The organism is Streptomyces sp. Je 1-4 4N24, assembly GCF_026239515.1.
Classification (GTDB): domain Bacteria; phylum Actinomycetota; class Actinomycetes; order Streptomycetales; family Streptomycetaceae; genus Streptomyces; species Streptomyces nigrescens.
This window is the reverse complement of record NZ_CP110836.1, coordinates 5044804-5057457: the sequence shown is the minus strand read 5'-3', so window position 1 is coordinate 5057457 and position 12654 is coordinate 5044804. Positions and strand designations below refer to the sequence as shown.

The following is a 12654-nucleotide window of genomic DNA, read 5'->3' as shown; positions in this document are numbered from 1 at the left end:
ACCATGCACCGTTCAGCCAAGCGACTCGCCAGCCTTCTCACCTGCGCAGCAGTTCCGGTGCTGCTCGTCGCCGGCTGCTCCGGCTCGGACAGCGACAGCTCCGGTGACGCCTCCGCCTCCGCCGCTTCCAGCAGCGCGGCCAAGCCCTCGCCGTCCGTCGCGCCGGCGAAGTTCAAGAAGCTGCCCAACCCGTGCTCGGCGTTCTCCAAGGACACCGTCAAGAAGATGCTGCCCAAGGCGAAGGACGCCTCCGGGGAGCGCGGCACCTCCACGGACAACGCCGCCCACGGCACCTGCTCCTGGAGCAGCTCCGACGAGAACGGCGTCGACGGCACCCAGTTCCGCTGGCTGGACATCGGCTACCAGCGCTACGACTCCGACCCGGGCGTCGGCTCCGGCGAGAAGCGCGCCACGGACTTCTACACCAAGCAGGTCATCGAGGCGAAGGACACCAAGAGCGCCAAGAAGCTGGCGGCCGTGAAGACCTCCGGTACCGGCGACGAGGCGACCGCGATCACCTACGACGTGAAGAAGGAGGGCAACGACTTCAAGAACACCACGGTCGTCGCCCGCACCTCCAACATCGTCGTCACGATCAACTACAACGGTGCCGGCCTGGCGGGCGCGGACACCCCCAAGGGCGCCGACCTCCTCAAGAAGGCCCAGGCAGCCGCCAAGGAAGCGGTCACCGCCGCCGCCAAGGCCAACACCTGACGGCAGCGACGCCGCCCGCGCCCCCGGCCCGGCCGGGGGCGGGTGTGCGTCCGTAGCTGCACCATCGAGGTGAAGGCCCCCCGGCCCCCCGCCTCCCGGTCAGAGCCCAATCGTGACCCGGCCCCCTCCGTACCGGCACACGCCCGCCCGTAGGCATGTGCCAGGCTGTCGCTCGCAACAGACCGACTAAGAGGGGTTCTCGGGTGGCCGCGCCACTGAAGCTGACACGCACGCACCGGATACTCATCGGAGTTGTCGTCGCCGGCGCGGTGGTCATCGCCGGCATCGGCTTCGCCGGCTCCTACGCGGCCGTGCGGGAACTTGCCGTCAGGAAGGGCTTCGGCGACTTCGCCTACTTCTTCCCCATCGGCATCGACGCGGGCATCTGTGTCCTGCTCGCGCTGGATCTGCTGCTGACCTGGATCCGCATGCCCTTCCCGCTGTTGCGCCAGGCGGCGTGGCTGCTGACGGTCGCGACCGTGGCGTTCAATGCCGCCGTGGCGTCCGATCCCCTGGGCATGGGCATGCACGCCGTCATCCCGGTGCTGTTCGTCGTCACCGTCGAGGCCGCCCGGCACGCCGTCGGGCGGATCGCCGACATCACGGCGGACAAGCACATGGAGGGTGTGCGCCTCACACGCTGGCTGCTGTCGCCGGTCCCGACGTTCCTGTTGTGGCGGCGGATGAAGCTGTGGGAGCTGCGGTCGTACGACGCGGTGATCAAACTGGAGCAGGAGCGGCTCGTGTACCAGGCGCGCCTGCGTTCGCGCTTCGGGCGGGGCTGGCGTCGTAAGGCTCCCGTGGAGTCCCTGATGCCCCTGCGGCTCGCCCGGTACGGGGTGCCGCTGGCAGAGACCGCTCCCGCGGGGCTTGCCGCGGCGGGCATCGAACCGCAGTTGATGCCGGCGCCCCAGCAGTCCGTGACGCCCGCTCTGGAGCCGAAGGCCCAGGAGCCGGCCGAGGAGATGCCGAGCCAGTGGTTCGCGGCGCCGCAGCAGGTGACGTATCAGGGTGACTACGATCCGACGTACGTCCCGGAGCCGGAGCATCAGCTCTCGTACGACGAGCACCAGCAGGTGCCGGCGCGCGAGCAGGTCCCGGTACCGGCGCCGCGCGCGCCGGAGCCCGAGCCGCAGGTCCCGGTGCCGACCGGTGCAGGCGGCACGCGTCCGCTCGGCAAGGGCACCCCCGAGGCGGACCCGCAGCCTGCCCAGGCACCGGCCGCGGCCCCGACCGACGAGGACCTGTACCAGGTGTTCCGGCATTCCATAGAGGGCGAAGGCATGCCGACACCGGGCGCGTTCGCGGCGAACCTGCTGGCGCAGTACGGGATCCGCCTCCAGTCGCGGGAGCTGAACCGCTACATGGACCGGTTCAGCGACCGCCTCAACGCGGAGATGATGGACGAGCACATCGCGTAACGCGCAGGCCGGGGCCCGAACACATCCCGTAGGCCCCGCCCCTACACCGCCCCCGAGCGCGCCCGCTCCTGCTTGCGCTTCCTGGCCGTGTCGCCCCATACGGCCAGCGCCGCACCGGCCGCGAAGAGGCCGACGTAGGCGGGGGACGGCAGTGTGAACCAGTGGGGCAGCAGCCCCCAGGCGCCGTCGAAGAACACCTGGCCGATGAATCCCATCGCGCCCTGAATCATGACGATGAAGCCGAGTAAACCTCTCATGGCTCCAGCGTGAAGGGTCCGGTCCCGGGCGTCCTCGTCCCCGGGGCCGAACCCTTCTCCTCCCTCAGGCGGAGACCGCACGAGGGTGTCTACGACTCAGCGCGGCAGCAGCGCTGCCGCGGCCCGTCAGCCGCCGAGCAGCTTGCGCACCCGGTCGGCGCCGACGGCCAGCAGCAGGGTGGGCAGCCGCGGCCCGGTGTCCCGGCCGACCAGCAGGTTGTAGAGCAGGGCGAAGAACGCGCGCTGGGCGACCTTCAGCTCCGGGGTCGGCTTGGCGTCCGGCTCCAGACCCGCCTGGACCTTCGGCACGCCGTAGACCAGCGTCGTCAGACCGTCCAGCGACCAGTGCGTGTCCAGGCCGTCGAGCAGCAGCCGCAGCGAGCCGCGGGACTGCTCGTCGAGGGTGCCTAGCAGCTCCTCGTCGGGCTCGTCACGGACGATGGTGCGCTGCTCGGCCGGCACCTGGGTGGTGATCCAGTACTCGGCCCTGTCGAGCCGCGGCCGGGTCTCGTCCAGGGTGGTGACGGGGTTGTCCGGGTCCAGGTCGCTCAGGATCCGGAGCGTCTGCTCGTCATGGCCGGCCGTGATGTCCGCGACCGAGGCGAGGGTGCGGTACGGCAGCGGGCGCGGCGTACGGGGCAGTTCGCCGGCGGCGGTGCGGGCCGCGCGGGAGTACGCGGCGGCGTCGGCCGGCAGCGCGCTGCCGTCGGCGACCTTGGACTCCAGCTTGTCCCACTCGTCGTAGAGCCGCTGGATCTCCTGGTCGAAGGCGATCTTGAAGGACTGGTTGGGCTTGCGGCGCGCGTACAGCCAGCGCAGCAGCGGCGCCTCCATGATCTTCAGCGCATCGCCCGGGGTCGGCACCCCGCCGCGCGACGAGGACATCTTGGCCATGCCGCTGATGCCCACGAAGGCGTACATCGGGCCGATGGGCTGGTCGCCGCCGAAGATCTTGCGGACGATCTGGCCGCCGACGACGAAGGACGAGCCGGGCGAGGAGTGGTCGACACCGGACGGCTCGAAGATCACGCCCTCGTAGGCCCACCGCATCGGCCAGTCGACCTTCCAGACCAGCTTGCCGCGGTTGAACTCGCTCAGCCGGACCGTCTCGCCGAACCCGCACGCGCAGGTGTAGGCCAGCTCGGTGGTCTCGTCGTCGTACGAGGTGACCGTGGTGAGGTCCTTCGCGCACTGCCCGCAGTACGGCTTGTACGGGAAGTAGCCGGCCGAGCCGCCGCTGCCGTCGTCCTCGGCGGCCGCGCCGGAGCCCTCGGCGGCCTCCAGCTCGGCCTCGTCGACCGGCTTCTGCGACTTCTTCGCCGGGGCCTTCTTCGTGCGGTACTGGCCGAGGATCGCGTCGATCTCCGCGCGGTGCTTCATCGCGTGCAGGACCTGCTCGCGGTAGACACCGGAGGTGTACTGCTCGGTCTGGCCGATGCCGTCGTAGTCGACGCCCAGCTCGGCCAGCGCCTCGCTCATCGCGGCCTTGAAGTGCTCGGCCCAGTTCGGGTACGCCGAGCCGGCCGGGGCGGGCACCGAGGTCAGCGGCTTGCCGATGTGCTCGGCCCAGGACTCGTCGACGCCCGCGACGCCGGCCGGAACCTTGCGGTAGCGGTCGTAGTCGTCCCAGGAGATGAGGTGGCGGACCTCGTAGCCGCGGCGGCGGATCTCGTCGGCGACGAAGTGCGGGGTCATGACCTCGCGGAGGTTGCCGAGGTGGATCGGGCCGGACGGACTCAGGCCCGAGGCGCAGACGATCGGTTTGCCGGGGGCGCGGCGCTCCGCCTCGGCAATGACCTCGTCCGCGAACCTGGAGACCCAGTCGGTCTCGGTGCTCTGCTGAGCCACGATCGGCCCTTCCTCTTCCTGGTGCTTCCTGGGTGCGCCGTCCTGCGCGCGGACGCACAAAAGCCTGACGGTGCCCATTGTCCCAGACGGAAAATCAGTGGTAGTGCCGTGGGATACTCGTTGGCAAACCCTTTCCACTCCAGCGACACCTCCCTCTGGAAGAGAGCTCATCTCCATGGCCTCGGTCACTTCCCTCGCAGCATCGGTCAACCAGCGCGTCGCGGACGCCCTCTCGGCAGCCCTGCCGGAGGCCCGCGACGTCGACCCGCTGCTGCGACGTAGCGACCGGGCGGATTTCCAGGCCAACGGCATGCTGGCGCTGGCGAAGAAGCTCAAGGGCAATCCGCGGGAGCTGGCCACGCAGGTCGTCGCGGGCATCCCCACGGGTGACAGCGGCGCGGTGATCAAGGAGATCGAGGTCTCCGGCCCCGGCTTCCTCAACATCACCGTCGCCGACGAGGCGATCATCACGACCCTCGCCGCGCGCGCCGCCGACGACCGGCTGGGCGTGCCGTACGCCGACGGGGCCGGCACCACCGTCATCGACTACGCCCAGCCGAATGTGGCGAAGGAGATGCACGTCGGCCATCTGCGGTCGGCGGTGATCGGCGCGGCGATGGTCGAGATCCTGGAGTTCACCGGCGAGAAGGTGATCCGCAGGCATCACATCGGCGACTGGGGCACCCAGTTCGGCATGCTCATCCAGTACCTCATCGAGCACCCGCACGAGCTGGACCACAAGGGCGGCGAGGTCTCCGGCGAGGAGGCTATGTCGAACCTGAACCGCCTCTACAAGGCGTCGCGGGCGCTCTTCGACTCCGACGAGGAGTTCAAGGAGCGCGCCCGGCGCCGGGTCGTCGACCTCCAGGCCGGTGACGAGGAGACGCTGGCCCTGTGGCGGCGGTTCGTCGACGAGTCGAAGATCTACTTCTACTCGGTCTTCAACAAGCTGGACATGGACATCCACGACCCCGATGTCGTCGGTGAGTCCGGCTACAACGCCATGCTGGAGGAGACCTGCCGGCTGCTGGAGGAATCCGGTGTGGCGGTGCGCTCCGAGGGCGCCCTCTGTGTGTTCTTCGACGACGTCAAGGGCCCTGACGGCAACCCCGTCCCGCTGATCGTCAAGAAGACCAACGGCGGCTACGGCTACGCCGCCACCGACCTCTCCGCGATCCGCGACCGGGTCCAGAACCTCTCCGCCGACACGCTGCTCTACGTCGTCGACGCCCGTCAGTCCCTGCACTTCAAGATGGTCTTCGAGACCGCCCGCCGGGCCGGCTGGCTGGACGACAAGACGCATGCGGTGCAGCTGGCGTTCGGCACGGTCCTCGGCAAGGACGGCAAGCCGTTCAAGACCCGTGAGGGCGAGACGGTGCGGCTGGTGGACCTGCTGGACGAGGCGATCGACCGGGCGACCGCGGTGGTGCGGGAGAAGGGCGAGCCCATCGGCCTCACCGAGGAGGAGATCACCGGCAACGGCGCGCAGGTCGGCATCGGCGCCGTGAAGTACGCGGACCTGTCGACGTCGGCCAGCCGTGACTACAAGTTCGACCTGGACCAGATGGTCTCGCTGAACGGCGACACCTCGGTGTACCTCCAGTACGCCTACGCCCGGATCCGGTCGATCTTCCGCAAGGCCGGTGACGTGGCCCCCGCGGCGCACCCGGAGCTGCCGCTGGCCCCGGCGGAGCGGGCGCTGGGTCTGCACCTCGACCAGTTCGGCGAGACCGTCGCCGAGGCCGCCGCCTCGTACGAGCCGCACAAGCTCGCCGCGTACCTCTACGGCCTCGCCTCGCTGTTCACGACCTTCTACGACCAGTGCCCGGTCCTGAAGGCCGAGGGCGGCCCGGACCAGATCGCCAACCGGCTGTTCCTGTGCGACCTGACCGCCCGCACCCTCCACCAGGGCATGGCCCTGCTCGGCATCCGGACGCCCGAGCGCCTCTGACCGGCGCGCGTCGTTCCGGCCGCCCACGCGGCCCGCGTCGCACACGCTCCCGCCCAACGGCCCCGTACAGCACAGGAGTTGTACGGGGCCGCTCCGGCTTCAGGGGGGAGCCGGAAGAGCGGAGTCCGGCCGCGGACGGACGGCCTCAGGCCCGCACGACCGCAGCGCCGCTGCCCCGCAGTGCCTCAGCGCCTCACGGCCAGCGCTTCCGTACCTCGTCCTTGGCCTTCTCGCTCACATCGAGGCCCTGACCGGCGGTCTTCTCCGCCCGCCCCTCGGCCTGCAGCTTGCGGTTGTGCGTCGCCCGGCCGACGGCTTCCTTCATGGCGCCGATGACCTGGGCGCCCTTGGCCTGCATCTTGCGTTTGGCAGTCATGGTGACCCGCTCCTCGTCCGGTCGCGGTCTTCCTTGACAACCGGTCCCGTGCCCGGCACAGGGCGGACAAAACGTCGCGCACAGCAAAGCTCCCGCCCCCGGGGCCCGGGGACGGGAGCAGGTGCGGCGTACGGGCGCCCGGCGGCTCACAGCCCCCGCGCGACCTCCGTGGCCCAGTACGTCAGGATCATGTTCGCGCCGGCCCGCTTGATACCGGTCAGCGTCTCCAGGATCGCCTTGTCGCGGTCGATCCAGCCCTTCTCGGCGGCGGCCTCGATCATCGCGTACTCACCGGAGATCTGGTACGCGGCGACCGGTACGTCCACCGAGTCCGCGATCTTCGCGAGCACATCGAGGTACGGCAGCGCCGGCTTGACCATCACCATGTCGGCGCCCTCCTCCAGGTCGAGCGCCAGCTCGCGCAGCGACTCGCGGAGGTTGGCCGGGTCCTGCTGGTAGGTCTTGCGGTCGCCCTTGAGGGACGAGCCGATGGCCTCGCGGAAGGGCCCGTAGAAGGCGGAGGAGTACTTCGCGGTGTAGGCGAGGACCGAGACGTCCTCGTGGCCGGTCTGGTCGAGCGCGTCGCGGATGACACCGACCTGGCCGTCCATCATCCCGCTGGGGCCCACGACATGGACGCCCGCGTCGGCCTGGACCTGCGCCATCTCGGCGTAGCGCTCCAGCGTCGCGTCGTTGTCGACCCGGCCGGCGTCGTCCAGGACACCGCAGTGCCCGTGGTCGGTGTACTCGTCCAGGCACAGGTCCGACATGATCACGAGTTCGTCGCCGACCTCGGCCTTCACGTCCCGGATGGCGACCTGCAGGATGCCGTCCGGGTCGGTGCCGGCCGTGCCGAGGGCGTCCTTCCTGGCGTCCTCGGGCACCCCGAACAGCATGATCCCGGCGACCCCGGCCCCGGCCGCCTCGGCGGCGGCCTTGCGCAGCGTGTCACGGGTGTGCTGGACCACGCCCGGCATGGCGGAGATCGGCACCGGCTCGCTGACCCCCTCCCGTACGAACGCGGGAAGGATCAGGTCGGCGGGGTGCAGCCGGTGTTCGGCCACCATCCGCCGCATGGCGGGGGTGGTACGCAGCCGCCGGGGCCGCGCACCGGGGAAGCTTCCGTACTTCGTCATACCGCCCACGCTACGCCCGCTTTGCGCATGCCTTTGCCGACGGGCCGTCGGACGGGACGGGTCCGGGCTCCGGCGCACAACCAGAAGGGCGCCCCGGAAGAGGCGCCCTTCAAAGCCGTACGAACCGTGCTAGCTACGCGCTCTCCGGCGCGATCCGGGCCGCCGCTCGCTCGGCCGGGTGACCGGGTCCCCGGCCTCCAGCGCGGTGTCGCGCCGCGCCGCCCCGAAGTCCGCGAGCGCCTCGGCCAGCTTGTGCACCGAGGGCTCGGGCGACATGACGTCCACGCGCAGCCCGTGCTCCTCGGCGGTCTTGGCGGTGGCCGGGCCGATACAGGCGATCACGGTGACGTTGTGCGGCTTGCCGGCGATACCGACGAGGTTCCGCACGGTCGACGAGGACGTGAAGAGCACGGCGTCGAAGCCGCCGCCCTTGATCGCCTCGCGGGTCTCGGCCGGCGGCGGCGAGGCGCGCACGGTCCGGTAGGCGGTGACGTCGTCGACCTCCCAGCCCAGCTCGATCAGCCCGGCGACCAGGGTCTCGGTGGCGATGTCGGCACGCGGCAGGAAGACGCGGTCGATCGGGTCGAAGACCGGGTCGTAGGGCGGCCAGTCCTCCAGCAGACCGGCGGCGGACTGCTCACCGCTCGGCACCAGGTCGGGCTTCACACCGAAGGCGACCAGCGCCTTGGCGGTCTGCTCCCCGACCGCGGCGACCTTGATCCCGGCGAACGCGCGGGCATCCAGGCCGTACTCCTCGAACTTCTCCCGGACGGCCTTGACGGCATTGACCGAGGTGAAGGCGATCCACTCGTAGCGGCCGGTGACCAGGCCCTTGACCGCACGCTCCATCTGCTGCGGGGTACGCGGCGGTTCGACGGCGATGGTCGGGACCTCGTGCGGCACCGCACCGTACGAGACGAGCTGGTCGGAGAGCGACGCGGCCTGCTCCTTCGTACGCGGCACGAGCACCCGCCAGCCGAAGAGCGGCTTGGACTCGAACCACGAAAGGCGGTCGCGCTGCGCGGCGGCACTGCGCTCACCGACCACGGCTATGACCGGCTGGCCGCCGTCCGCCGACGGCAGCACCTTGGCGGCCTTGAGCACCTGCGCGACCGACCCGAGGGTGGCGGTCCAGGTGCGCTGGCGGGTGGTGGTGCCGGCGACGGTGACGGTCAGCGGGGTGTCGGGCTTGCGGCCTCCGGACACCAGCTCACCGGCGGCCGCGGCCACCAAGTCGAGGGTGGTGGAGACGACGGCGGTGGCGTCGCTGGCACCCACTTCGGCCCAGCAGCGCGCATCGGCGCTGCGGGCGTCGATGAAGCGCACATCGGTGCCCTGCGCGTCCCGCAGCGGGACACCGGCGTACGCGGGCACGCCGACGGCCGCGGCGATACCGGGCACGACCTCGAAGACGATGCCTTCGGCGGCGCAGGCCAGCATCTCCTCGGCGACGTATCCGTCCAGGCCGGGGTCTCCGGTGACGGCACGTACGACCCGCTTGCCCGCACGGGCGGCCGCCATGACAAGATTGGCGGTGTCCCTAAGGGCCGGGACGTCGGCGGGGATTGACGCCTCGTCAGCTGATGCCTGCAGTGGTGTGTCCACCTGTGCGCGGGCATGCACGCGCACGACGTCCAGCACCTGCGGGTCGGCGATCAGTACGTCCGCGGAGGCCAGCGCCTCCACGGCACGCAGCGTCAGCAGACCCGGGTCTCCCGGCCCGGCACCCAGGAAGGTGACCTGACCGGAGGCGGAGTGGTTTGGGGCGGTGGGGTTCAAAGTGCTCGCTCCCCCATAAGACCGGCCGCACCCTTTGCGAGCATCTCGGCGGCGAGTTCCCGACCCATGTTCAGCGGGGTCGACAGCTCGTCGGGAGAGGCGGGTACGTGCCCGGTGGTGGACATCTGCACCAGCGTGCTGCCGTCGGTCGTGCCGACGACACCGCGCAGGTGCAATTCGGTGACAGCCTGCTCGTCAGCCTTGGGGCCTCCCCTGCTCGAGCGAAGTCGAGAGCTTGGGGAAAGGTCGGCCAGTGCTCCGACGGGTGCGGAACAGCCGGCCTCCAGGGCGGCGAGCAGGGATCGCTCGGCGGTCACGGCGGCCCGGGTGTCCGGGTCGTCGAGCTCGCTGAGCCGGGCGGCGAGGTCCGCGTTGACCGCGGCGCACTCGATCGCCAGCGCCCCCTGGCCGGGGGCAGGCAAAACCACGTCGGGCGACAGCAGCTGCGTCGCCTCGTCGATCCGGCCGATGCGGGTGAGCCCGGCGGCGGCCAGTACGACCGCGTCCAGTTCGCCCTTTTCGACGAAGCCGATGCGGGTGTCGATGTTCCCGCGTATCGGCACGGTCTCCACACGCCGGCCCAGCGACCTGGCCCAGGCGTTCAGCTGCGCCATCCTCCTGGGCGAGCCGGTGCCGATGCGGGCAACCCGGTCCTCGTCGGCGGTCAGCTGCTCAAAGGTGAGCCCGTCCCTGGCGATCAGCGCGTCCCGGGGGTCTTCCCGTACGGGTATGGCTGCCAGGGTCAGGGTGTCAGGCTGCGCGGTGGGCAGGTCCTTGAGCGAGTGGACGGCGAAGTCGATCTCCCCGGCGAGCAGCGCGTCCCGCAGCGCGGAGACGAACACACCGGTGCCGCCGATCTGCGCGAGGTGCTCGCGGGAGGTGTCGCCGTAGGTGGTGATCTCCACCAGTTCGACGGGGCGGCCCGTGAGCGCGCGCACCACCTCGGCGATCTGCCCGGACTGGGCCATGGCGAGCTTGCTGCGCCGCGTGCCCAGCCGCAGTGCTCTCGTTGTGCTGTTGGTCATGACCGCTCCCGTGCATCGTGCCTGTCGGCGCGCGTGTCGGCCCGGCTGACGGCGGCGACCGTCTGGGGGTCGAGATCGAAGAGTTCCCGCAGGGCGTCCGCGTACCCGGCGCCGCCGGGCTCGCTGGCCAGCTGCTTGACCCGGACGGTGGGCGCATGCAGGAGTTTGTCGACGACGCGGCGCACGGTCTGGGTGATCTCGGCGCGCTGCTTGTCGTCCAGGTCGGGCAGGCGGCCGTCGAGCCGGGCGATCTCACCGGCGACGACGTCCGCGGCCATGGTGCGCAGGGCGACCACGGTGGGAGTGATGTGCGCGGCCCTCTGGGCGGCGCCGAAGGCGGCGACCTCGTCGGAGACGATGCCGCGCACCTTGTCCACGTCGGCCGCCATCGGCGCGTCAGCGGACGCGTCGGCCAGCGACTCGATGTCGACGAGGTGCGCGCCGTCGATCCGGTGCACCGCGGCATCTATGTCCCGCGGCATGGCGAGATCGAGCAGCGCCAGCGGCGCCTCGCGCCCGTCACGCGCGGCCGCGACCATCTCGCCGGCCAGGACCAGGCCGGTCGCGCCGGTACAGGACACCACGATGTCGGCGAGCGCCAGCTCCTCCGGGACGGAGGTCATCGCCACCGCACGGGCGGCGAGCCCGGTGGCGGCGCCGGTCCCGCCCGGCTCGGTGAGGATCCGGACCAGCCGCTCGGCGCGCTCGACGGTGCGGTTGGCGACGGCCAGCTCGCCGACGCCGGCCCGTACGAGGGTGGTGGCGGCCAGCGACGACATCGATCCGGCGCCGATGACCAGCGCCCGCTTGCCGCGCGCCCAGTCCTCGACGTCCCGGCCGGCCGCGAGCTGCTCCAGCCCGAAGGTGACCAGCGACTGGCCGGCCTTGTCGATGCCGGTCTCGCTGTGGGCGCGCTTGCCCACCCGCAGGGCCTGCTGGAAGAGGTCGTTCAGCAGCCGGCCCGCGGTGTGCTGTTCCTGGGCGACGGCCAGTGCGTCCTTGATCTGCCCGAGGATCTGGCCCTCGCCGACGACCATCGAGTCCAGGCCGCAGGCCACCGAGAAGAGGTGGTGGACGGCCCGGTCCTCGTAGTGGACATAGAGATAAGGGGTGAGCTCCTCCAGGCCGGCGCCGCTGTGGCGGGCCAGGAGGGTGGACAGCTCGGCGACACCGGCGTGGAACTTGTCCACGTCGGCGTAGAGCTCGATGCGGTTGCAGGTGGAGAGCACCGCGGACTCGGTGACCGGTTCGGCCGACACCGCGTCCTGCAGCAGCTTGCCGCGCGCCTCCGGGGCGAGCGCGGCCCGCTCCAGCACGCTCACCGGCGCGCTGCGATGGCTCAGTCCGACGACCAGGAGCGTCATGCCGGCATCACGGCGGGCATGTCCCCGTCAGGTCCCTTGCGATCGTCCGCCACCGCGGCGGCGGCCCGGGCGGCCGCAGCCGGCCCACCCGTGTCGGGCCCGCCCTCCTCGCCGGCCTTGCGCTGCTCGTGGAAGGCGAGGATCTGCAGCTCTATCGACAGGTCGACCTTGCGTACGTCCACCCCGTCGGGCACGGTCAGTACGGTCGGCGCGAAGTTGAGGATCGAGGTGACACCGGCGGCGACCAGGCGCTCACAGACCTGCTGGGCGGCCCCGGCCGGCGTGGCGATGACGCCGATCGAGACGCCGTTGCTCTCGATGATGTGCTCCAGCTCATCGGTGTGCTGGACCGCGATGCCCGCGACGGGCTTGCCGGCCATGCCGGGGTCGGCGTCGATCAGCGCGGCGACGCGGAAGCCACGCGAGGCGAAGCCTCCGTAGTTGGCGAGCGCGGCGCCGAGGTTACCGATACCGACGATGACAACCGGCCAATCCTGGGTCAGCCCCAGTTCACGCGAGATCTGGTAGACGAGGTACTCCACGTCGTAGCCCACGCCGCGGGTCCCGTACGAGCCGAGGTAGGAGAAGTCCTTGCGCAGCTTGGCGGAGTTGACCCCCGCCGCGGCCGCGAGCTCCTCGGAGGAGACCGTGGGTACCGAGCGCTCGGAGAGCGCGGTCAGTGCACGCAGATACAGCGGAAGCCGGGCGACGGTGGCCTCGGGAATGCCTCGGCTGCGGGTCGCCGGTCGGTGAGTTCGGCCAGTTGCCACGGTGCTCCTGCGG

General features: G+C 71.0%; 11 protein-coding genes. 3 read left to right on the top strand and 8 right to left on the bottom strand.

Going from position 1 to position 12654, the window contains the following annotated elements; all coding sequences use genetic code 11:
* Nucleotides 1-3: 3 nt before the first annotated feature.
* Together SLV14N_RS22045 and SLV14N_RS22040 are read left to right on the top strand one after the other, a co-directional pair.
* Nucleotides 4-714, top strand: a complete 711-nt coding sequence (locus SLV14N_RS22045; RefSeq protein ID WP_263270741.1) for a DUF3558 family protein — start codon at nt 4-6, stop codon at nt 712-714.
* Between the two features lie 203 nt (nt 715-917).
* Nucleotides 918-2135 carry a DUF2637 domain-containing protein gene (locus tag SLV14N_RS22040; protein WP_263270740.1) on the top strand — a complete coding sequence of 406 codons (1218 nt, stop codon included), beginning with the start codon at nt 918-920 and terminating at the stop codon, nt 2133-2135.
* A gap of 41 nt (nt 2136-2176) precedes the next feature.
* On the opposite strand, the gene SLV14N_RS22035 is transcribed toward SLV14N_RS22040, so the two are convergent.
* Together SLV14N_RS22035 and lysS are read right to left on the bottom strand one after the other, a co-directional pair.
* Nucleotides 2177-2392, bottom strand: a complete 216-nt coding sequence (locus tag SLV14N_RS22035; RefSeq protein WP_093644988.1) for a hypothetical protein — start codon at nt 2390-2392, stop codon at nt 2177-2179.
* Nucleotides 2393-2518: 126 nt separating this feature from the next.
* Nucleotides 2519-4240 carry a lysine--tRNA ligase gene (lysS, locus tag SLV14N_RS22030; RefSeq protein ID WP_263270738.1) on the bottom strand — a complete coding sequence of 574 codons (1722 nt, stop codon included), beginning with the start codon at nt 4238-4240 and terminating at the stop codon, nt 2519-2521.
* 175 nt (nt 4241-4415) lie between these two features.
* Between lysS and argS the strand changes: the two genes are divergently transcribed.
* Entirely contained in the window at nt 4416-6191 is a 1776-nt protein-coding gene (argS, locus tag SLV14N_RS22025; RefSeq protein ID WP_208682970.1) for an arginine--tRNA ligase, read from the top strand.
* A 193-nt stretch (nt 6192-6384) separates the two neighbouring features.
* On the opposite strand, the gene SLV14N_RS22020 is transcribed toward argS, so the two are convergent.
* The 6 genes from SLV14N_RS22020 to SLV14N_RS21995 form a co-directional block, all read right to left on the bottom strand.
* Entirely contained in the window at nt 6385-6567 is a 183-nt protein-coding gene (locus SLV14N_RS22020; RefSeq protein WP_208682968.1) for a CsbD family protein, read from the bottom strand.
* Between the two features lie 146 nt (nt 6568-6713).
* Nucleotides 6714-7703, bottom strand: a complete 990-nt coding sequence (gene hemB, locus SLV14N_RS22015; protein WP_263270737.1) for a porphobilinogen synthase — start codon at nt 7701-7703, stop codon at nt 6714-6716.
* Between the two features lie 129 nt (nt 7704-7832).
* Nucleotides 7833-9482: a bifunctional uroporphyrinogen-III C-methyltransferase/uroporphyrinogen-III synthase gene (locus tag SLV14N_RS22010; RefSeq protein WP_263270736.1), complete on the bottom strand. Its 1650-nt coding sequence runs from the start codon at nt 9480-9482 to the stop codon at nt 7833-7835.
* Nucleotides 9479-10507 carry a hydroxymethylbilane synthase gene (gene hemC / locus SLV14N_RS22005; RefSeq protein ID WP_263270735.1) on the bottom strand — a complete coding sequence of 343 codons (1029 nt, stop codon included), beginning with the start codon at nt 10505-10507 and terminating at the stop codon, nt 9479-9481. The genes SLV14N_RS22010 and hemC overlap by 4 nt, the downstream gene beginning before the upstream one ends.
* On the bottom strand, nt 10504-11871 hold the full coding sequence (locus tag SLV14N_RS22000) for a glutamyl-tRNA reductase (protein ID WP_208682959.1): 1368 nt from the start codon (nt 11869-11871) through the stop codon (nt 10504-10506). Before SLV14N_RS22000 ends, hemC begins: the two co-directional genes overlap by 4 nt.
* The gene (locus SLV14N_RS21995) at nt 11868-12641 is read right to left on the bottom strand and encodes a redox-sensing transcriptional repressor Rex (RefSeq protein ID WP_208682957.1); all 774 of its coding nucleotides are present in this window, start codon (nt 12639-12641) and stop codon (nt 11868-11870) included. The genes SLV14N_RS22000 and SLV14N_RS21995 overlap by 4 nt, the downstream gene beginning before the upstream one ends.
* Nucleotides 12642-12654: the final 13 nt, after the last annotated feature.

What these genes read in the sequence shown, in the direction of transcription:
- SLV14N_RS22035 (WP_093644988.1), bottom strand. Translation starts at nt 2,392, where the DNA reads ATGAGAGGTTTACTCGGCTTCATCGTCATGATTCAGGGCGCGATGGGA.
- SLV14N_RS22000 (WP_208682959.1), bottom strand. Translation starts at nt 11,871, where the DNA reads ATGACGCTCCTGGTCGTCGGACTGAGCCATCGCAGCGCGCCGGTGAGC.
- argS (WP_208682970.1), top strand. Translation starts at nt 4,416, where the DNA reads ATGGCCTCGGTCACTTCCCTCGCAGCATCGGTCAACCAGCGCGTCGCG.
- SLV14N_RS22020 (WP_208682968.1), bottom strand. Translation starts at nt 6,567, where the DNA reads ATGACTGCCAAACGCAAGATGCAGGCCAAGGGCGCCCAGGTCATCGGC.
- hemC (WP_263270735.1), bottom strand. Translation starts at nt 10,507, where the DNA reads ATGACCAACAGCACAACGAGAGCACTGCGGCTGGGCACGCGGCGCAGC.
- hemB (WP_263270737.1), bottom strand. Translation starts at nt 7,703, where the DNA reads ATGACGAAGTACGGAAGCTTCCCCGGTGCGCGGCCCCGGCGGCTGCGT.
- SLV14N_RS22045 (WP_263270741.1), top strand. Translation starts at nt 4, where the DNA reads ATGCACCGTTCAGCCAAGCGACTCGCCAGCCTTCTCACCTGCGCAGCA.